Source organism: Chitinophaga sp. H8, from assembly GCF_040567655.1.
Taxonomy (GTDB): domain Bacteria; phylum Bacteroidota; class Bacteroidia; order Chitinophagales; family Chitinophagaceae; genus Chitinophaga; species Chitinophaga defluvii.
Genome location: NZ_JBEXAC010000001.1, coordinates 966,859 through 987,609 on the forward strand (window position 1 = coordinate 966,859; position 20,751 = coordinate 987,609).

Annotated in this window: 12 protein-coding genes; 7 read left to right on the top strand and 5 right to left on the bottom strand. The window is 46.9% G+C overall.

Going from position 1 to position 20,751, the window contains the following annotated elements:
- Positions 1 to 69: 69 nt before the first annotated feature.
- The 7 genes from ABR189_RS03730 (at position 70) to ABR189_RS03760 (ending at position 14,380) form a co-directional block, all read left to right on the top strand.
- Positions 70 to 3,429: a TonB-dependent receptor gene (locus tag ABR189_RS03730; protein WP_354659099.1), complete on the top strand. Its 3,360-nt coding sequence runs from the start codon at positions 70 to 72 to the stop codon at positions 3,427 to 3,429.
- Positions 3,430 to 3,450: 21 nt separating this feature from the next.
- Positions 3,451 to 5,073, top strand: coding sequence for a RagB/SusD family nutrient uptake outer membrane protein (locus ABR189_RS03735; RefSeq protein ID WP_354659100.1), 1,623 nt, complete (start codon positions 3,451 to 3,453; stop codon positions 5,071 to 5,073).
- Positions 5,074 to 5,087: 14 nt separating this feature from the next.
- A complete protein-coding gene (locus tag ABR189_RS03740) occupies positions 5,088 to 6,434 on the top strand; it encodes an IPT/TIG domain-containing protein (protein WP_354659101.1) in 1,347 nt (448 codons plus the stop codon).
- 102 nt (positions 6,435 to 6,536) lie between these two features.
- Positions 6,537 to 8,831, top strand: a complete 2,295-nt coding sequence (locus ABR189_RS03745) for an NHL repeat-containing protein (protein WP_354659102.1) — start codon at positions 6,537 to 6,539, stop codon at positions 8,829 to 8,831.
- Positions 8,832 to 8,918: 87 nt separating this feature from the next.
- Complete coding sequence (locus tag ABR189_RS03750; RefSeq protein ID WP_354659103.1) at positions 8,919 to 10,160, top strand: hypothetical protein; 1,242 nt, start codon at positions 8,919 to 8,921, stop codon at positions 10,158 to 10,160.
- 509 nt (positions 10,161 to 10,669) lie between these two features.
- Entirely contained in the window at positions 10,670 to 13,258 is a 2,589-nt protein-coding gene (locus ABR189_RS03755; protein WP_354659104.1) for a GH116 family glycosyl hydrolase, read from the top strand.
- A gap of 12 nt (positions 13,259 to 13,270) precedes the next feature.
- Positions 13,271 to 14,380 carry a hypothetical protein gene (locus ABR189_RS03760; protein WP_354659105.1) on the top strand — a complete coding sequence of 370 codons (1,110 nt, stop codon included), beginning with the start codon at positions 13,271 to 13,273 and terminating at the stop codon, positions 14,378 to 14,380.
- Between the two features lie 65 nt (positions 14,381 to 14,445).
- Here the strand turns inward: ABR189_RS03760 and ABR189_RS03765 are convergent, their stop codons facing one another.
- The 5 genes from ABR189_RS03765 to ABR189_RS03785 form a co-directional block, all read right to left on the bottom strand.
- On the bottom strand, positions 14,446 to 15,306 hold the full coding sequence (locus tag ABR189_RS03765; RefSeq protein WP_354659106.1) for a fumarylacetoacetate hydrolase family protein: 861 nt from the start codon (positions 15,304 to 15,306) through the stop codon (positions 14,446 to 14,448).
- A gap of 7 nt (positions 15,307 to 15,313) precedes the next feature.
- Entirely contained in the window at positions 15,314 to 16,546 is a 1,233-nt protein-coding gene (locus ABR189_RS03770) for a DUF6786 family protein (RefSeq protein ID WP_354659107.1), read from the bottom strand.
- A gap of 30 nt (positions 16,547 to 16,576) precedes the next feature.
- A complete protein-coding gene (locus ABR189_RS03775; RefSeq protein WP_354659108.1) occupies positions 16,577 to 18,226 on the bottom strand; it encodes a UxaA family hydrolase in 1,650 nt (549 codons plus the stop codon).
- A gap of 32 nt (positions 18,227 to 18,258) precedes the next feature.
- Entirely contained in the window at positions 18,259 to 19,041 is a 783-nt protein-coding gene (locus ABR189_RS03780; protein ID WP_354659109.1) for an L-fucose dehydrogenase, read from the bottom strand.
- Between the two features lie 104 nt (positions 19,042 to 19,145).
- Positions 19,146 to 20,708 (bottom strand): aldehyde dehydrogenase (NADP(+)), encoded by a 1,563-nt coding sequence (locus ABR189_RS03785; protein ID WP_354659110.1) that lies wholly within the window; start codon positions 20,706 to 20,708, stop codon positions 19,146 to 19,148.
- Between the last annotated feature and the right edge of the window lie 43 nt (positions 20,709 to 20,751).

The following is a 20,751-nucleotide window of genomic DNA, read 5'->3' on the forward strand; positions in this document are numbered from 1 at the left end:
ATCAGTTCTATTAACGGCCGCGTGCGTTGACCGCAGGCCATTTATCAGCCAATACCATACAAACCACATATGAAGAGAATCTCACACGCCTGGCGGCGGGCCAGGAAAACTATTGCCTGTTCTTTCCACCTGCTGGTATTACCAGCCGCATTATTATTGCTGAGTGTACAGGTACATGCACAAGCGGCAAAGTTTAACCTGTCGCTTAAAAATGCACCCATTGAACAACTCTTTGCTGCGATACAACAGCAAAGTAATTTTCATGTGATCTATAGTGCCAGTGTCGTGAAAAACGCGAAGAAGGTAAATGTAGACCTGAAGAATGCTTCTTTGGAAACAGCCTTGCAGCAGTCGTTTAACGGGCAGCCATTTGGTTATAAGATCGATAATAACAAGATCTTTATTGTACCGGGAAAACCTGCAGAGAACAGTACTCCGCGTCAGCAGATGCAGGATACTACAGCTGCCGCTACTATTACCGGCAAGGTTACAGCAAAGAATGATGGGGTGGCTTTGCCCGGTGTATCCATCAAAGTGATGGGTACTGCACGGGGTACCACTACTAATGCAGATGGTATGTTTAGTCTGACCGTAAGCAGTAAAGACAGCCTGTCATTCTCCTTCATGGGTTACAATACCCTGGTCCTTCCTGTGGGCGAACGGAAATCCTTAACGGTAGTCCTGACGCCTGCAGATGGACAGGGATTGAATGAGGTAGTGGTATTGGGTTTTGGACAAACACAGAAGAAAATAGCGCAAACTGGTTCTACTGTTTCTATATCTACCAAAGAATTAAAACAAAGCCCAGTAGCCAATATTACGAATGCGCTGGCAGGCCGTCTGCCTGGTCTTACTGCGATACAGATCAGTGGTGAGCCTGGTAACGATAAATCACAGCTGTTGATTCGTGGCAGGGCTACACTCAATGGCCAGGAACCATTGATTACTATTGATGGTGTTCAAAAAGACTATAGTGCTATTGCCTTGCTGGATGTGAATGAAATTGAAAACATCACCGTATTGAAGGATGCTTCCGCCACTGCATTGTATGGTGTAAAAGGGGCCAACGGGGTAATCATCGTTACTACCCGGCGTGGAAAAGTAGGCAAGCCCGTTATTTCCATCACCGCACAAAGAGCGGTACAGAACAGTACCCGGCTTCCCAAATACCTGGGCTCTTATGAGTATGCCATGTTAGCCAATGAGGCATACCTGAATGATCATCCGGGCGGTGTAGCACCTTATGATGCTACTACACTGGAAGCCTACCGTACCGGGTCCGATCCGTTGAAATACCCTAATGTGGACTGGTTGGGAGAAATGATGAAACCTGCTGTACAAACGCAGGCCAACTTCAATATCAGTGGTGGTAGTACCCAGGCGCGCTACTTTGTAAACGTTGGATATACTGACCAGGGAGGGATTTATAAAACAACAAAGAATGATCAATACAATCCTAAATCAGATTTCAAACGCTATAACTTCCGCTCAAATATAGATATCGATTTTGACGAGAATTTTTCCCTGGGACTCAACTTATTTGGTGCCATAGAAAATAAACGGGACCCTAATGTGTCTGTTGCAGACCTGTTCTGGACTTTGAACCAGGTACCGCCCAACGCATTTCCTGTGATGTATCCCACCGGCATTTACGGAGAGAATGGCGTTTTCCTGAATCCTGCCCGCTTATTGAATCAAACCGGTTTCAAAGAAGCATTTAACTCCTCTTTATCCGGTATGTTATCCCTCACCAGGAAGTTGAATTTTATTACAGATGGCTTGTCAGTGAAAGGAAACTATTCTTTTGATGGCTATTTTCAGAATAGTTTCAGAAGGGACAAACAAGTGAGGAGAGCAGTGTACAAAGGTTCGGGCGATTATAATGATATGAACAGCTATACCTACCTGGGTAATGATGTGCCGTTAACAGCGCCTTCCTCTTCCTATAGCCAGCGCCGGGATATCTGGATGGATGCTTCCCTGAACTATAACAAAACCTTTGGACCACATGAGGTGACGGGATTATTACTGGTAAACCGTACGCAAAAAGTATTAGGCAACTTAATCCCTTATGTATCACAAGGATTGGTATCCCGTTTGGCCTATAGCTATAAATCAAAATACTTTGCGGAGTTTAATGCCGGCTATAATGGTACAGATAACTTTGCCAGGGAAAAAAGGTATGGCTTTTTTCCGGCAGTATCCGCAGGTTGGGTATTGTCTGAAGAATCTTTCCTGAAAGGAAGTCATGCCGTTGATTTCCTGAAAGTGAGAGGATCTTATGGACTCACTGGTAGCGACCAGTTGCCAGGACGCAGATGGTTGTTTACTTCAGAATTTACGCGGGAAAATGCACCCGGTTACTTATATGGCGATCAGCTGTATGGTATTGGTGGTATCAAAGAAGGAGCAATGGCTAACCCGGCTGTTACCTGGGAAACTGCCCGCAAAGCCAACATTGGATTTGAACTGCAATTATGGAAGAACCTGTTTGCGATTACAGCAGATGTGTTTACAGAAAAACGTAATGATATCCTCATTACCCGTAACTCTGTACCCTCCATGATTGGAATGACCGACAATGAACTGCCACCAGCCAATTTCGGAAAGGTGAATAACCAGGGATTTGAAGTAGAGGTATCCCATCGTTATATGATCAATAAGGTAACCTATATGCTGAGTGGTAATCTGTCTTATGCAAGGAACAAGATCATATTCCAGGATGAAGAAAATAAAGCCTATGACTATATGTATCAAACAGGCCACCCCCTGGGTCAGGTAATGGGGCTTACAGCAATAGGCTTCTTTAAAGATGAAACAGATATCCGGTTAAGCCCGGCACAATATGGTAAACTGATCCCCGGTGACGTAAAATACCTGGACAGAAATAATGACGGGGTAATTGATGACAATGATATAGGACCTATTGGCAGAAGTAATATACCGGAACTGTTCTTTGGTATTTCCGGATCTGTAAGTTGGAAAAATATTGATTTCAGTTTTCTGTTCCAGGGAGCTGGCAACAGCAGCCGTACGATGGTAGGTGGTATGGCCTGGGAATTCTATGAAGGTGGAAAGGTACGGGAAGAACACCTGAACCGCTGGACACCGGAAACCGCTGCCACCGCTACCTGGCCAGCGCTGCATTATGGAGGCAACAGTAACAACCACCGTGTATCCTCTTTATTTCTGGAGGATAACAGTTACATCAGGCTGAAGAATATTGAGCTCGGATATACTTTTAAGAATGTGCATATCACCAAAAAAACCGGGTTTACCAATTGCCGGATCTATGCTAATGCCAATAACCTGTATACCTGGTCCAGAGCACAGGCTTTGTTAGATCCGGAGTATTGGGCCGCTAATACCATTGGCAACATCTATCCTGCACAGAAGGTAGTGAATTTTGGTGCATCCGTTACTTTTTAATCCTCCTCTAAAAGTATTCAAATGAAGTTCAGAATAATAATTATATACATCGTTGCCATTACCAGTTTTACGGCATGTTCTAAATTCGATAGCTATTTGGACAAGGCAGAAACAGGTGGGCTTACCGAGAAACAGGTATTTGGAGATTATGTACAAACAGAAAGTTATCTCGCTAATATCTACGCGTCTATCTCAAATGAATGGATGCCTAACCAGAGTTTTACCTATGCAGCGGCTGCTGATGAGGCGAAATGCCCGGTAGTATATTTTAATGGCCCCCAGGTATATACCAGAGGATTATTATCTCCCACGTTTAATCCTATTGATAGCTGGGCCAGCATGTATGCCGCTATCCGGAAAGTAAACTTCTTTATTTCAAAGATCGATGAAGTACCTACTGTAAATGCTACCCAGGTAAGTGGCAAAAGCAGGATGAAAGGGGAAGGGTACTTTTTAAGGGCCTGGTTTTTCAGTGAACTGTATAAGCGTTATGGTGAAGTACCGGTATTGGATAAAGTGTTACAGATTTCAGACAACCTGCAGCTGCCACGGAATACAGAAGCGGAAGTGCTGAAATTTATTACAGACGATTGCGACCTGGCCGCCAGCCTGTTATTACCGGTGAACAATACCGTGAATACCGGTCGTGCTACCAAGGGGGCTGCCCTCATGCTGAAAGCCAGAACATTGCTGTATGCTGCCAGCCTGCTGCATAACCCGGCTAATGATGCCGCTAAATGGAAGCAAGCGGCTGATGCTGCAAAAGCGGTCATAGATCTGGATGTATACCAGGTAGATGGTGATTATAACGGATTATTCCATAAACGCAACACGCCTAACGTTATCTTCCAGTCTACCGTAAACAATACCACCTGGCTCAAACAAATGTTTGTACCTAGTCAGAATGGCCTGGCCTGGATACAACCTTTGCAAAACCTGGTGGATGATTATGAAATGAAAAATGGTAAAAAGATTACGGAAGACGGTTCAGGGTATGATATCAGCAACCCTTATGCCAACAGAGACCCCCGGCTCGCAGCTTCAATAATCTATAACGGTAGCCAGTGGAAAGGTGCAACGATAGGAACTTACGTAGGTGGAGATGATGGGCTTACTTCTGCAGAAGGGGCACTTACTCAAACCGGTTATTATCTCCGCAAGCTGATCGATGAAAATGGCAGTGTTTCGCCAGACAACCGTCCGGGAGATCATTACTGGATCTTTATGCGGTATGAAGAAGCGTTGCTGAACTATGCAGAGGCTTTGAATGAAGTACTTGCTGCACCAGACGCAGTAGTATACAAAGCGGTGAACGATGTACGTACCCGCGCCAGCGTGAATATGCCGCAATTGCCCACCGGATTGTCTAAAAGCCAGATGAGAGACCGGATCCGCCATGAACGCAGGATAGAACTGGCCTTTGAAGGGCATCGTTTCTGGGATATCCGCAGATGGAGAATTGGCACATCCGTGATGAAAGAAGCAAGAGGGATGCGTGCTGAAAAAACAGGAGAGAACACCTACACCTACACACCTTTTGTGATAGAAGCGAGGATATACCAGCCTGCATTTGACCTTTTCCCTATCCCGCAGTCTGAACGGAACAGAAATGCAGCATTGACTCAAAACGCTGGTTATAACTGATTAAAGGAACTTATATGAAAACAACATCACGATTCCTGCATAGCGCTTGCTATATATTCATCCTACTCATCGCCACTACTGTGATATCCTGTAAAGAGGGTGCTTTTAAACAGCTGGACGATAGCTATATACATAATGCCGGATTACCTATGCTGCTGGAAAGATTTGCCCCTGCAGTGGGTAGTGAGGCCACAGAGGTAATTATTTATGGAGATAATTACAGTACAGACCCCAAATCGGTTACTGTAAAAGTAAACGGGATAGACGCTACCGTAATAGGCTCCAACAGAAAAAGGATACTGGTAAAGATTCCTAAAGGAGCCGGCACCGGTAATATTGAAGTAACCATAGGCGGACAAAGCATCCAGAGTAAGGAAGCATTTGAATACGTACCCAGCAGGACCGTCAGCACATTAGCTGGTTCCGGTGTAGCGGGATATGCAGATGGCAAAGGTGCTGCTGCACAGTTTAATTTTATTACCAACGCCGGCATGGATACAGATTCCGACGGGAACCTCTATGTAGCGGATATCAACAACCACTGTATCCGGAAAATAACACCTGATGGTACGGTAACCACCCTGGCCGGAAAGCCTGGGGTGGCAGGCAATGTGAATGGGCAGGGTACTGCAGCCTTATTCGATCATCCTACAGGTCTGGTGGTGGATAAAGACAATAATGTTTTAGTAACAGATACGTGGAACTGGGCTTTACGTAAGATTACCCCTGGCGGAACAGTATCCACTGTGCTGGGCTGGGTATTGCCCTTTCCGCAAGGCATGACGATCGATGATAAAACCGGCAAAATGTACCTGGTCAGCGCATTGCCTGCGGTTACACAGGGAAAGATCTATGAAGTGTCTCCAGCCGGTGTGATGACGGAACACCAGCTGGATGTAAAGATCATTGCCGGAGGTATTGCGATAGACAGTAAAGGCAACCTGGTAATTGCAGACAATGGCAGCTCTGCTATCTACCAGGTAAATACGGCAAACTGGACCACTACATTGATAGCTGGTGCAGCAGGAGAGCAGGGCTGGGTAGACGGGGCCGGAGAAGTGGCCCGCTTTGACCACCCCTGGGGAGTAGCGATAGATGCAGCAGATAATATTTATGTGGCTGGTTGCGGTCACTTGTTTGATGCGCCTACCATCAGCGCCACCGCTTCCAATATCCGCATGATTGCGGCTAATACCGGCAAGGTAACCACTATTGCAGGAGGGGATGTACAGGGTTATGCAGATGGCTTGGGTGGAGTGGCCCGTTTTTCCGTACCCACCGGAATTGCTGTAGGAAAAGATGGGATACTCTATGTGTTGGATAAAGCCAACCACAGGATACGTAAAATCATATCTGAATAATATAAGCCTGATCTGATGCCGGAAAGCCAGGTGCTGCCTGCCTGGTATGCAACTGGCTTTCCGGGTTATTTGCCTTATCCGTAAACCTTTAATTCCAGTATTATGAACACAAAATGCAACGTAAAAAGAAGTGCCTTTATCGTATCGCTTTTGAGTATAGTATTTGCCGTTATAACGGGATGTCATAAACTGGAAACCAAACTGCTGATGGCAGGAAAGGAGATGCCCCATGCCGGGGCGTTGCTCACCGGTGCTGGCAATGATATGCCTATCGGGATCTATGTGGCACCGCCTTTTAACTATACACTGGATGTGCAATACCAGTACATCAGGGATGCCAACATAGATATCATTCAGGATATTGCCGGATGGATAGCACCGGTAGATAAACTGACCATGCTGGATATGGCAGCAAACCATGGCTTAAAAATGGTGGTGGCAGATGACCGGATAAACGGCACCAACGCAGATATTACCGCACTGGTGAATGATTATGTGAATCACCCTGCCCTGGCAGGTTATTACGTGAGAGATGAACCTGTGGTCAGCCAGTTGCAGGATGCAGCTAACCGTTACCAGAAATTACTGACACTGGATAATAACCATGATCCGCATGTAAACCTGTTGCCCAGCTATGCTACCGGCGCTTTGGGAAGTATCAATTATGAACAGGACTATATTGAAGCGTGGATACAGAAAGTAGAACCTGCCAATCTGCGATACCTGTCGCTGGATAATTATCCTTTTTTATCCAACGGTACCTTCAGGGAAGTACCTTATTTCAATGACCTGGATGTGCTCCGTAGAGTGGGGCTGAAGTACCATATTAAAACTTCCGCCTATCTGCAATCCATCGGCAGTTCTATCGGGTTGAGAAGACCTGATGCCAACGAACTGCGTTACAGTGCTTATACTCACCTGGCCTATGGTGTGAAAAGGCCGGTATGGTTTACTTACTGGACCCCTACCGGAGGCTCGGAAACTTATACCAATGCTATTGTAGATGCTTCCGGCAACAAAACAGACCTGTATGTACCATTTCAGGCACTGAATTTTGAAATGAAACAGCTGGGGAAAACATTGGTAGGGCTGGATGCCATTAAAGTGTATCATAGCGGTACTGCCATACCTGCTGGTACGGTCAGGCCACCGGCCAATTTTGTCTGGCAGCCGCAGAATGCCAGCCAGGCTATGATCATCAGCCAGCTTACTGATCCGGTATCAGGTAAGGAATATATCATGGTGGTCAACAAATCATTTACCAGCAATAATACTTTTGCTTTTACAATAGCCAGTACCGTAGCTAATGTAAAGGTGGTATCCAAAGTAACTTCGCTGGAAGAGGCTACTAATTTTGTACTGGCCACTCATACCATGTCGGATACTTTTTTGCCTGGAGAAGGTAAATTATATGCGCTGGAAAAAGCCCCTTTCACTACGATGGTCAGCACCCTGGCAGGAGCTGGTATCGCAGGGTTTAATGATGGACAAGGCACTGCAGCGAAATTTAATTTTACCACCAATACTGGCATGGCCACAGATGCCAACGGCAATATCTATGTAGCAGATGTGAATAACCATTGTATCAGAAAGATTACACCCGCCGGACTGGTCAGTACCCTGGCAGGTAATCCGGGGGTAGCCGGAAAAACAGATGGTACTGGTACAGCTGCCTTATTTGATCATCCTTCTGCAGTAGCTGTAGATGCCAATAATAATGTATTCGTGGCAGATACCTGGAACTGGGGGATCAGAAAGATCACGCCGGCAGGAGTGGTAACTACGGTCATTACCTGGGTACTTCCTTTCCCTCAGGGAATCACGGTTGACAAAAACAACGGTAAGCTATATGCTGTCAGCGCATTGCCGGCTGTAAGCCAGAACAAATTGTATGAAGTGTCTCCCGCAGGGGTGATGACCACCAGAACGTTAAGTGTGCCGGTGCTTTCCGGTGGTATTGCTATGGATAGCCAGGGCAACCTGGTGATCGCAGATAATGGCAGTTCTTCTATTTATAAAGTAAATACAAGCACCTGGGTGGTTACACCGGTAGCCGGATTGTCCGGCCAAACGGGCCAGACGGATGGGGTAGGCAGCGCAGCCCGTTTTGAACACCCCTGGGGTGTTGCCGTGGATGCTAGTGATAATATCTATGTAGCCGGATGTGGTCATTTATTTGATGCTCCTACTATTGCAGATTCTGCATCCAGTATCCGGAGGATTGAAGCGGGCACTAATAAGGTGACCACCATAGCCGGACTTTCCCAGGGATATGTGGACGGTGCGGGTAACCTTGCCAGGTTTACCGTACCTACTGGCATCGCGTTGGGAAGTGGAGGAGCTATCTATGTATTAGACAGGTTTAACCAACGGATCAGAAAAGTACTACCGCAATGATAGTATCAGTATAATTTATTCACCATGCAATTTAAAATCAGGATGTCAATAATACCCGCAATATTTTCCTGTCTGTTAATGGCAGGTATGACGAATTGCAGTAAAGATGTAAAAAAACAGGAAGTACCGGTTATAGAAGATACGGTCACTGTTAAGCCAGGTGCCGGCATGCAGATAGGTATTTACGTAGCACCGGGACTGAACTATACAAAAGATGAATACTACCGTACCATCATGGAAGCGAATGTGGACCTTATTCAGGATATTTCCCTGCATATAGCGCCTGCAGATAAAATATCCATGCTGAAGATGGCCGCCAAATATGGGCTGAAAATGTTTGTGGCAGATGAGCGGGTAAATGGCACAGATAAGCAAATGGCGGATATGGTGAATGATTACCAATTCCTGGATGCTACTGCAGGTTATTATATCCGGGATGAACCTGTAATAGCTGATCTGGAGCGGGTAGCAACACAGTATAAACGGATTCTGACACTGGACCCGGATAAAGTGCCGCATGTAAATCTGCTGCCTAACTATGCTACGGGCGCATTACCCAATATTGATTATGAAAAAGAATATGTAGAAAAATGGATTGCGATGGTAGGAGCAGGCAATCTGAAATACCTTTCTTTTGATAACTATCCGTTTATGGAAGATGGCACCCTCCGGGAAGCACCTTATTATAAAAATCTGGAGATCATCCGGAAGGCAGGCCTGAAATATAAAATTCCAACCTCTGCTTACTTACAGTCCATCGGCAGTTCCATCGGTCTTAGAAGACCCAATGCCAACGAGCTGCGGTATAGCGCCTATACCAACCTGGCTTATGGTATCAAGCTGCCGGTATGGTTTACGTACTGGTCGCCCATAGGATCCAGTGAAAAGTTTACACATGCTATTGTAACGCCGGAAGGGGATAAAACAGATTTATATGAACCTTTCAGAGTAGTGAACCTGGAAATGAAACAGCTGGGCAAAGTATTGATCAGGCTGGATGCTATTGCGGTGTATCATACGGGAAAGGCTATTCCTGATGGGATGCAGTTGCCACCGGCTGGTTTTGTATGGAAAGCTGCGGATGAAAATGCAGCGATGCTGATCACCCATTTCACAGACCCTGAAAGTAAACGGGAATATATTATGGTTGTGAACAAGTCATTGTCCGATAATCATACGTTTACCTTTAATATCAGTAATACGGTGAAGACCGTAAAACGGATTTCTAAAGTGAACGGAAAGGAAGAAGGAACCAGTTATACAGCTGGAAGTCAGTTGGCCGATACTTTCCTCCCGGGAGAGGGGAAGTTGTATGCTTTGTATAAATAAAAGCTGGGCACACTGATGGAATAATACTGACGCACACGTTGGCTTCATTATAATGGAGGATTTAATAGAAAGGAGTATTTCCTTTTTATTAGATCCTTCCTGTTTTCAGGAAGAAGTGGAGGAGAGCGACGTGGTACCTTGGCAGGATAAAGATAAGTAACCGGTGCACTTCCGGACAACAGGTATAAAAAATTTGGATCCCAGGATAAAATATTTTACTTTCAGTTAAGTAATGTTTTTTGCTTTTGTACTTGTTTGCTTAAACGTTTAAGAGTAAGTGTTTCCACGTAATACTACCCGGCAGGATTACTTTTTGCAGGGCGTATAAATAATCTGACAGGTCTGGGATAATTAATGCATAGCAGCAGATGGTGTTTGTAAGCAGATGGTGATACATGACATGCAGGATACCATATTTTCCACGTTAAACTGAACCGTTTCAGCCAATCTCTTTTTTATTATAGAACACCTGGTCTGGGTGTGTTATTGCTATTCAAATGTATAAAATCATGAAACAAAACAGCAACCGCCGGTTTTTTCTGAAGAATATCACGTTAGGATGTCTGGGCGCTTCTGCATTGCCTGGGATTGCATTGGCCAGGCAGCCGGATGCACCGGCAACGGACGTTGGGGGAGGAGTACAGCAGGCTGCAGCTCCCGCACGGGAGCGTGGCTATAATCAGGCATATAAAGGACAGTATAATAACCGCATCGCTTTCCCGGTGGGAGGGATAGGAGCGGGTATGTTTTGCCTGGAGGGAACAGGTGCCATCTCACATATGTCTATCCGCCATAATCCGGAGATGTTTTTCGAGCCGGCTATGTTTGCAGCCATCAGCATTAAGGGAATGGCTCATGGTGCCAGGGTGCTGGAAAGGAATGTGCCGGAATGGAAGAAGTTTGGACAGCGGGATGCCGGTCTGGGAGGAACGGGTGGCGCTACCTGGGGGCTACCCCGTTTTGCAGCGGCTGAATTTACGGCACGTTTTCCTTTTGCCGATATTAAGCTGCATGATGCTGCATTACCTGTAGCTGTGCAGATCAAAGGATGGAGTCCTTTTATTCCTACGGATGAAGATAACTCAAGCCTGCCGGTAGGCGCACTGGAATATCATTTTACCAATACCGGCAAAAAAGCGGAGGACTACATTTTTTCTTACAATGCCCGCAATTTTATGAAGCAGGCAGAAGTATTGCATACTATCAAGCCCATTAAAAACGGATTTGTATTAACACAGGAAGCCACCCCGGATGCGGCAGAGAAACAAGGGCACTTTGCCATCTATACTACAGATCCTGCTACGGTAGTAGATCATTGCTGGTTCAGAGGGGGATGGTTTGATCCCTTAACCATGATATGGAATACGATAAAGGATGGCACATTAAAAAGCAATGAACCGGTGGAAAAAGATGCTCCCGGTGGTTCATTATTTGTACCCTTCCGGCTGGAACCTGGCGAAAAAAAAGTGATCCGCCTGATGATGGCGTGGTATGTGCCTGATTCCAAACTACGTATTGGAGATGATACCTCCGGAAAGAATGACCCGGCATCCAGGTATCACCGGCCCTGGTACAGCAGCAAGTTCAACAGCATAGGAGCGGTAGCGGATTACTGGACGGGCAACTATGATGACCTGTTCAAAAAATCACTGCTTTTCAGTAATGCTTTCTATAAAAGCTCGCTGCCTCCCGAAGTGGTGGAAGCAGTAGCCGCTAACCTGACAATATTAAAATCAGCTACAGTAATGCGGCAATATGACGGGCGGTTCTGGTGTTGGGAAGGCTCGGGGGATAACTGGGGAAGCTGTCATGGTTCCTGTACACATGTGTGGAACTACGCGCAGGCCGTACCACACCTGTTTCCGGCGCTGGAAAGAAGTTTGCGGAACACAGAGTTCAATGAAAACCAGAATGCGGAAGGGCATCAGGGATTCCGGGCCAATATCCCCATTTCTCCTTTGGTACATAATTTTCATGCTGCAGCCGACGGGCAGCTGGGAGGGATCATGAAAGTATACCGGGAATGGCGTATCAGTGGTGACAATGAATGGCTAAAACAATTGTATCCTTCGGTAAAAACGAGTATGGATTATTGTATCCGTACGTGGGACCCTCATCAAAAAGGGATTGTTGAAGAACCACATCATAATACCTATGATATCGAATTCTGGGGACCTACCAGTATGTGTACCAGTTTTTACCTGGGCGCACTGCGTGCGATAGCACAGATGGGTAAATTCCTGGATAAGGAGGTAGCGGTATATGACACCCTTTATCAGAAAGGAAAACAATACCTGGAAACCACCCTTTACAACGGAGAATATTTCACACAAAAAATCCAATGGACCGGATTAAACGCCCCGGATCCGGTAAAGTCGCAGTCATTTCATACTCAATATTCAGCAGAAGCAATAGCCCTGTTGAAAAAAGAGGGACCGAAGTATCAATATGGCACAGGGTGTCTTTCAGATGGTATCCTGGGCTCGTGGATAGCACGGGTGTGTGGAATGGAAGAGCCGGTAGATGCCCGGAAAACTAAAAGCCATTTGCTGGCAGTGCATAAGTATAACCTTAAGCAGGACCTGAGTATGCATGTTAATCCGCAGCGTTCTACCTATGCTTTAGGAAATGAAGCAGGACTGCTGTTGTGCTCCTGGCCCCAAGGAGGCATGTTATCCCTGCCTTTTGTATACAGTAATGAAGTGTGGACAGGCATTGAATACCAGGTAGCCTCTCATTTGATGTTTATGGGAGAAGTAGCTAAAGGGCTTGATATTGTAAGGGCATGCAGGAACCGCTATGATGGTAGCGTACGCAATCCGTTTAATGAATATGAATGCGGTCACTGGTATGCGAGAGCTATGTCGAGTTATGGCATGTTGCAGGGATTAACAGGTGTGCGTTATGATGCGGTAGATAAAACACTTTACATTGATTCCCAGGTGGGGGACTTTACCAGCTTTATTTCCACCAATAAGGGTTTTGGTACCGTCAGTTTACGGAAGGGGATACCCTCACTCGATGTAGTGTATGGTAGCATACCAGCTGAAAAAGCGATGGTGTCGGGTAAAAGCATCAGCCTGGATCGCAGCGTATAAAAAAACAAGGGGATGAGCACGTGTATTAACCGAATGTATCGTGGTCTTTTTACAGCAGGTATAATATGTTGCCTGCTGGGCATGGGTAATAGGGTCAGGGGCCAGGATAAAAGTACCAACGCGTCGTGGATCAGGCCGGCAGATGAAAAAAGCCCTGGTATATGGGGTATCCGGAATGGGATTGTAGCAGGAATATGGCCCGCTGCCATTGAACCTGGTAAAAAAGGATCGGATGGAGGCCCCAGGGGTTTGTTGCGTATAGGCTATGAGTTTATGGGGATGATCTACCATATTAATTACATAGCGATAGAACCTGTTGTAAAAGGGAAGATGGAGTTTAGCGAAATATCTCCTTCTGAGGTAGATGGTAAATGGGGAAAATTTATGTGGGCGGGAGATACGGTGCGTACCGGACATTTTACACCAGCCGCAGGTACCCGCGGAGTGCTACAGGAGCTGGATGATCCCACTGATGAGACACTGAGCTGGTATGTTTTTATGGAGAAGTTCTCCAACGGCGCTCACCCTTATTTACGGCTCAGTATCCGGAGGTCCCGGCCGGAAGAACTGGTTATTGAAGTATTTCATCACGCTGATAGTGCACCCATGGAACGTTGTGGCATTACCGCCACGATGGGAAATTATGGAAGGTTAAGGCAGCTTTACCTGAAAGATAAAGTAATAGATGCGAGGGAATTATATGCAGGATATCAGGATATTGATTTTATAGAAAAAGCGCCTTATGCTGCGGAGGTACTTGCACGTACCAGGCAGGGAGGTTTTGTAGCGATGGCCACAGCAGGGGAAACTTTCGCAGAGCTGGCCTCCTGGCCGCAGGAACCGGCCTATCTGGCGAGATGGAACTGGCGGTACCGGCCTTTTTATATGCTTACACAATACTGGCGTAAAGATGATGCAGGGCGTCAGGCCTCTTTACAGGTACGGGTCAATGGCAGGGCTAAATACTGGAGTGGTGGTAGCCGGAATGCAGCAGATTATATCAATATTCCCGGTGGTCCTTCGTTTGAAAATTTTGAGTTAAGAGAAAGTTATGCGCCGGGGCAGAAAGTGTATTTCGGGCTCTCCCGTAGAACACCAGCACAACTGCTTACTGATCTTTAGCGCCTTTTATGAAGAAAGCAGCAGATCAGTAAGCAATTGTTGGGTAGTACCGTTTAAAACGGTTTTTATGAACGGTAAGTTTGTACATGGTTGGTCAGCTTGCCTATGTGGTCTATGCTGATTTCTACACGGTCATTATCCTGCAGCGTAAAGCTATTGTCTGGTACCAGGCAGGTGCCGGTCATCAGGAAACAACCTTCCGGAAAGGCACAGCCCCTGTAGAGGAAACCAACCAGTTCCTGGTGCCCGCGTTTCATCTGGCTGATCGGCACACTGTCATTATACTGAATCTCATTATTGCGGAAGATAGACATATTAATCATCGTATCCGGTGGGATAGGCGTATCAGTTACCATGAGGCAAGGGCCCAGGCCTGCACATTTCTCATAAACTTTTGCCTGTGGCAGGTATAATGGGTTTTCCCCTTCAATACTGCGGGAACTCATATCGTTACCTACCGTATAACCTTCAATCGTACCTTCACTGCTGATGAACAGTGTCAGTTCCGGCTCCGGAACATCCCAGGAAGAATCTTCCCGGATGTATACGGTTTGTCCATGACCGGATACGCGGTGTGGCGTAGCCTTAAAAAAGAGTTCAGGTCTTTCAGCCACATATACTTTATCATAAAAAGTAGCGCCACCGGAAATTTCTGATTCTTCCATGCGGGCAGTGCGGCTACGGTAGTAGGTAACGCCTGCCGCCCAAACTTCCTGGGTACCAATAGGAGCTACCAACTGATTAGCCAGTAATGCTTCCGCTGTCTTTTTTTCCATAGGTGACAATCCTTTCAGATCGGCCACTACCTGATTGAACAACCCTTTTCTGTTTACAAAGTCGTTCCAGTTGGCATTAATACTGTAGTACTGTTCCTGGTATGCTATTACCAGAACGCCGGATGTTTTATAAATACGGATAATTTCCATGTAGTGTTTATTTGTTGCTGAGAAAATGTTGTACTTCTTCCAGGGGCAGCTGCCACAGTTGTTGGGCAAGCGTCTGTAGTGCATGATGATCGCCTTCAAAGTGCATGGTTACCTGACGGTAGGTAAGGGATTCACCTGGTTTTAATGCCCGTGCATCGGAGGAGGATTCTACTTCATAGAAGGGTCCCATTTGCGAACCATCGGCCAGTGGCCCATCATTATAGCAGTTGACCGCATCACCTTTGAAGGGTTCTTTTTGTATTTCCCATTTTGAATTTACATAGCGGCCCTGGGGCACTATTTCATAAAGGAGTACGGTAATGGTATTGTTCTCCAGGTCTACACTGCCTGCACCGGCTTTGGCTACTTGCGGAGCCAGGCCTAATTTGCCGCGCGACTTACCATCGGCTCTGAACAGGAGCATACTGTCTTTTACCAGCAGGTCTTTTGCAGGAATCTTACCAAAATAGTCGTCCGTGATATGCTGGCGGGCATTGGTGATCCCTTTAAAAGGAGCAATAATTGCCGTCTGATCAGAAGGTTTAAACATGCCGAGCAGCCAGATGCTGAGCAGGCCGTTTTCTTCCTGCCAGGCACTGTCACCTTTGTTGATCACGGTGTTTTCTGTTTCATAAGCCACCTGTTTAAGCCCCGGAGGTAAGGTAAAGCCCAGCCGCGCAGCCACTGTATTATTGTCCAGTAGCCGGATAGTTCTGTTGATATCAATGTTAAAAACAGTGCCTTTGTAGTTTTGTAAAGTACCCGCCTGTTGGTAAGTGATCTCTGTATCAGATTGTGACTTTACAGCAAAATGTACAGTATCTATCAGCGCCGGTGTTTGCCAGTTATCAAAGTTGAATGGTTTTCCCGGTGGAAAGTACAGCGCATATTGGCCGCCTTCCGGCCCCAGCCAGAAACGTTCTTCACCACCAAAGGCATTGATATGCGGTACCAGTTTTCCGGAAGCAATCAGGTCGTAATTGATCCAGCCGTAGCTTTTTCCCTGGCTGCCACCGGTGGTGCTGGTCATAACACGCGCCTGGTAGTCGCCGGTTACCACCAGGCCACTGCTATCGCCGTTGCGTTGCAGTACGACTACATTTTGCAAATGTTTTTGCAGAAAGGATACATCTTCACCAAAGTTCATGGGTTTACTATTATTTTGTTCTTGTGGAGTTCCGGCGCCGTTACAAGCTATCAGACCTGCTATCAGACTACCAACAATAATGTTATACTTCATAACTGTGGATTATAATGAAAAATGATATACTTATAATGATACCCCTCTCTTCCACGGAATAAAATCGTCCTGTTCCAGCAGTTGTGCCTTTGCCGTATAATGCCCGCTGGCCGTATTGATCACCAGTTCCAGGATACGGTTGGCTACTTCATTGATGGATTCTTCCCCATTGATAATCGTACCGGTATCCAGGTCGATGATATCTTTCATTTTGTCAGCAAGGATGCTGTTGGTAGAAAGTTTAATTACCGGCGTAACGGGGTTACCGGTGGGGGTGCCCAGGCCGGTAGTAAAGAGCACAACGTTGGCGCCGGCCCCAACTTCAGCCGTAGTAGATTCCACATCGCTGCCAGGTGTACATAATAATGCCAGGCCCGGATGTTGTACCCAGCCAGGGTAGTCTATTACATCTGTAACTGGTGAAGAGCCTCCTTTTTTGGCTGCTCCTGCGGATTTAATGGCATCTGTGATAAGTCCATCGCGGATATTCCCGGCAGAAGGATTGGAATCGAATCCGGATCCAACGGCTTCCGCTCTGCTGGCGTAGTCACGCATGAGTTGTAAATAACGTGCAGCCAGATCCGTATTCACACAGCGATCACTCAGTTCCTGTTCTACTCCGCATAGTTCTGGGAATTCTGATAATATGACAGAACCACCCAGCGCTACCAGCATATCAGATACACGGCCAACAGCGGGGTTGGCAGAGATGCCGGAGAACCCATCGGAGCCACCGCATTCCATACCAATGCACAATTTGCTCAGCGGAGCTGGCTGGCGTTGCATGGTATTGGCTTTTGCCAGTCCTTCAAAAGTTTGTTGCAATGCCTGGCTCATCAGTTCTTTTTCTGAACCAATTTTTTGCTGTTCCAGGTAGATAACAGTCCGGTCAAAGCCTGGCACCCTGTTTTCAATTTCTTCCTTCAGCATATCTATCTGGGCATTCTGGCAGCCCAGGCTGAGTACAGTAGCACCCGCCACATTGGGATGTGTGATATAGCCTGCCAGCAAGCCGCAAAGGGTACGTGCATCCTGTTTGGTACCACCACAACCCAGCGTATGTGTCAATAGTTTGATGCCGTCCACATTGGGAAAGGCACGGGTATTAAGCGTAACGGTATTTTTATCAGCTGCTGCAGCGGGATCAGCAGTACCGCCATTTTCTTTGAAACCCTGTAGCAGCTGTTGCAGCATTGTTTCATAGGCATTGTACTTCTTGTAGCCTAATTCTTTGGTCAGTACTTCGTGTAATAGCTGTACGTTCCTGTTTTCGCAGAATACCAGGGGGATGATCACCCAGTAATTGCCTGTACCCACGCGGCCATCTGCACGATGATACCCCATAAAGCTCCGGTTCTTCCAGGGCGTTACATCCGGAGCAGCCCATTGGGTACGGCGTTCTTCCTGCACCGCAAATTGTCCCGATGCATGACGAATATTTTTTGTGGTGATAAGATCACCGGCAGCGATATCTTCATTGGCAATACCTACCAGCACACCATACATGATCACCGGTGTATCTTTAGGAAGAGTGCGCCCGGCCACTTTATGTTTGGCCGCTATTTTCTGTATGGCAGTAACTGTTTCACCATCACAGGTAAGGCTGGTCCCTGCAGCAATATCCTGCAAAGCCACCCATACGTTATCGTCTGAATGTATCTTTAAGATTGTCTGACTCATTTTTTGATATAATGAATAATGATTGAATGATATTAAACCAGGGCTCTGTCGAGGTGCACGTATCCGCCATCCACGTGGATCAGTTGTCCGGTGGTATGGCTTGATTTTTCAGATAACAGGAATGCGGTCATCTGTGCAATTTCTTCCGGTGTGGTCATCCGTTTTTCCAGTGGAATACGCGCTACAATACTGGCCAGTTTCGCTTCCTTATCGGCAAAAGTGTTGATCCAGTTTTCATAGAGCGGCGTCCATGATTCTGCCACCACGATGGCATTTACCCGGATGCTGTAGGGGAGTAGTTCTACAGCCCATTCACGGGTAAGTGCATTTCGTCCGCCGTTGGCAGCCGCATATGCTGAAGTATTACCCTGCCCGGTTTCTGCTGTTTTGGATGTAATATTTACAATCGCCCCTTTACTGGTTTTCAGATAGGGAAGCGCGTGATGTGCTATCAGGTAATAGTGCACGAGGTTGCGGTGCAGGGATTGCATGAATTGCTCGTAGGAGCCTTTTTCCAGGCCTATTCCATCATTGATGCCAGCATTATTTACCAGCCCGTCGATGCGGCCAAATTGGGCCGCAATTGCCGCCACTGCCTGCTCACAGGCAGCCGGATTGGTAAGTTCCGCAGCTACCTGCCAGCCTTTTCCACCGGCTTTTTCGATGAGGGCCAGGTGTTGCAGGTTGTCTTTTTCATTACGGCCAATAATCACCGGAAAAGCCCCTTCCTGCGCAAGTACTGCTGAAATAGCCGCCCCAATGCCTTTGGCCCCTCCCGTTACGATGATGATCTTATCTTTTAAACCCAGATCCATAAAATGTGCGATATTTTATAAGTTGCTATGATAGAATTGCGGTTTTATCCATGCTGCATTCATCCGGTGTTGGTATGGTATAGGGATGAGCTGTTAGCCAGAGATTATATCGCATCTTTTGAGAAATTACCATTTAATAAGCGCCAGATGTTCAGCGGATTCTGGTCCTGCAGTTCCGCAGGGAGCAGGTAACCGGGGAAGTCCTGGAAACATACTGGTCGGCAGAAGCGGTAAATAGCTGCAGACCCCACCGAAGTACCTGCTGCAGGTGTCGTTGCCGGCCACGGACCACCATGTACCATGGCATGATTAACGGCAACGCCTGTAGGGAATCCATTGATAATAAGCCGGCCGGCTTTTTCCCGCAGGATATCTATCAGGTCTTTATGTTGTTGCAGGTCTTCTTCAGTACCATGGATGGTAACCGTTAGCTGACCTTCCAATCCACGTGCCAGGTTGTATAATTCTTCTTTGGTATCCGCATTGATATGGAGAGAGGATGGGCCGAATACTTCATGACAGATAGCCGGATTTTCAATAGCCTGCGCCGCACTTACCTGCAGGAGATAAGGAGTTGCCTGATGGTCCGCAGTACCTGCTGCTCCCAACAACTTGGCACCCTGACTGCGCAGGTGGGCAATACCGCTATTATATGCTTCCAGAATACCTGGTGTGAGCATATAACCGGTAGGCAGTCCGGCAATTCCCTCCTGTAAAGCTGATACAAAAGCCGCAGCTGTTGTTTTATCCGGTGTGATGAACATACCGGGGTTGGTACAAAATTGTCCTACGCCCATTGTAATGGATTGCAGGAATTGTGTAGCCAGTGCCGCTGCTTTTTCTTTTAGCAGGCCAGGTAGAAAGAATACCGGGTTTACGCTGCCCATTTCTGCAAAAACAGGAATGGGAACCGCTCTGCGTGTAGCAGTATCATATAGTGCCTTGCCTCCTCTGAAGGAACCGGTAAATGCAATAGCTGCCAGTTGCGGATGCTGGGCGAGGTGTTGTCCGGTTTCATGTGATGCACCGTGGATCATTGAAAATACCCCTTCCGGCATATTGGTACTGATGGCCGCCTTGCGGATAGCATTAGCCACCAGGTGGGAAGTATGCGGATGTGCGGGATGGGCTTTAAATACAACTGTACATCCTGCAGCCAGTGCCGCAGCCGTATCCCCACCAGCCACTGAAAATGCCAGGGGGAAGTTGCTGGCACCAAAGATGCCTATCACGCCAACGGGTATCTGCATTTGCCTGATGTCCGGGGTGGCTTTATCAATCCGGGCATTTACCCAGGAGCCTTCCGTGATCAGGTTGGCAAACAGGCGTAACTGGCCGGTGGTGCGGTCGCGTTCTCCCTGCAGGCGTGCCAGTGGTAAACCACTTTCTGACGATGCTACCTGAGGCAGTTCATCGCCCAGCGCAACAAGCGCTTCTGCAATAGCATTCAGGAATGCAGCCCGTTGCAGTGCAGGTACTTTTTTGTACTGTGTAAATGCTTGTGCGGCCAGATTTACCGCTGCATCTATTTCTTCCGGTGCCGCCTCTTTAAATTCCTGTGGTAGCCATTGCTGCTGCTGTGGATTAAATGCTTTAAAGGTTTGGCTGCCTTTGCCGGAAAAATCATTTCCAATGATCTGTGATCCTATTAACTCCGTTTGACTCATCGCTCCGATATTTTATTTATAAAGTGTATATAGTTTGGCAATG

Excerpts from the sequence above, each read along its gene's own strand:
- ABR189_RS03755 (WP_354659104.1), top strand. The coding sequence starts at position 10,670 with ATGAAACAAAACAGCAACCGCCGGTTTTTTCTGAAGAATATCACGTTA.
- ABR189_RS03785 (WP_354659110.1), bottom strand. The coding sequence starts at position 20,708 with ATGAGTCAAACGGAGTTAATAGGATCACAGATCATTGGAAATGATTTT.
- ABR189_RS03775 (WP_354659108.1), bottom strand. The coding sequence starts at position 18,226 with ATGAGTCAGACAATCTTAAAGATACATTCAGACGATAACGTATGGGTG.
- ABR189_RS03770 (WP_354659107.1), bottom strand. The coding sequence starts at position 16,546 with ATGAAGTATAACATTATTGTTGGTAGTCTGATAGCAGGTCTGATAGCT.
- ABR189_RS03745 (WP_354659102.1), top strand. The coding sequence starts at position 6,537 with ATGAACACAAAATGCAACGTAAAAAGAAGTGCCTTTATCGTATCGCTT.
- ABR189_RS03735 (WP_354659100.1), top strand. The coding sequence starts at position 3,451 with ATGAAGTTCAGAATAATAATTATATACATCGTTGCCATTACCAGTTTT.
- ABR189_RS03760 (WP_354659105.1), top strand. The coding sequence starts at position 13,271 with ATGAGCACGTGTATTAACCGAATGTATCGTGGTCTTTTTACAGCAGGT.
- ABR189_RS03765 (WP_354659106.1), bottom strand. The coding sequence starts at position 15,306 with ATGGAAATTATCCGTATTTATAAAACATCCGGCGTTCTGGTAATAGCA.
- ABR189_RS03780 (WP_354659109.1), bottom strand. The coding sequence starts at position 19,041 with ATGGATCTGGGTTTAAAAGATAAGATCATCATCGTAACGGGAGGGGCC.
- ABR189_RS03730 (WP_354659099.1), top strand. The coding sequence starts at position 70 with ATGAAGAGAATCTCACACGCCTGGCGGCGGGCCAGGAAAACTATTGCC.
- ABR189_RS03750 (WP_354659103.1), top strand. The coding sequence starts at position 8,919 with ATGACGAATTGCAGTAAAGATGTAAAAAAACAGGAAGTACCGGTTATA.
- ABR189_RS03740 (WP_354659101.1), top strand. The coding sequence starts at position 5,088 with ATGAAAACAACATCACGATTCCTGCATAGCGCTTGCTATATATTCATC.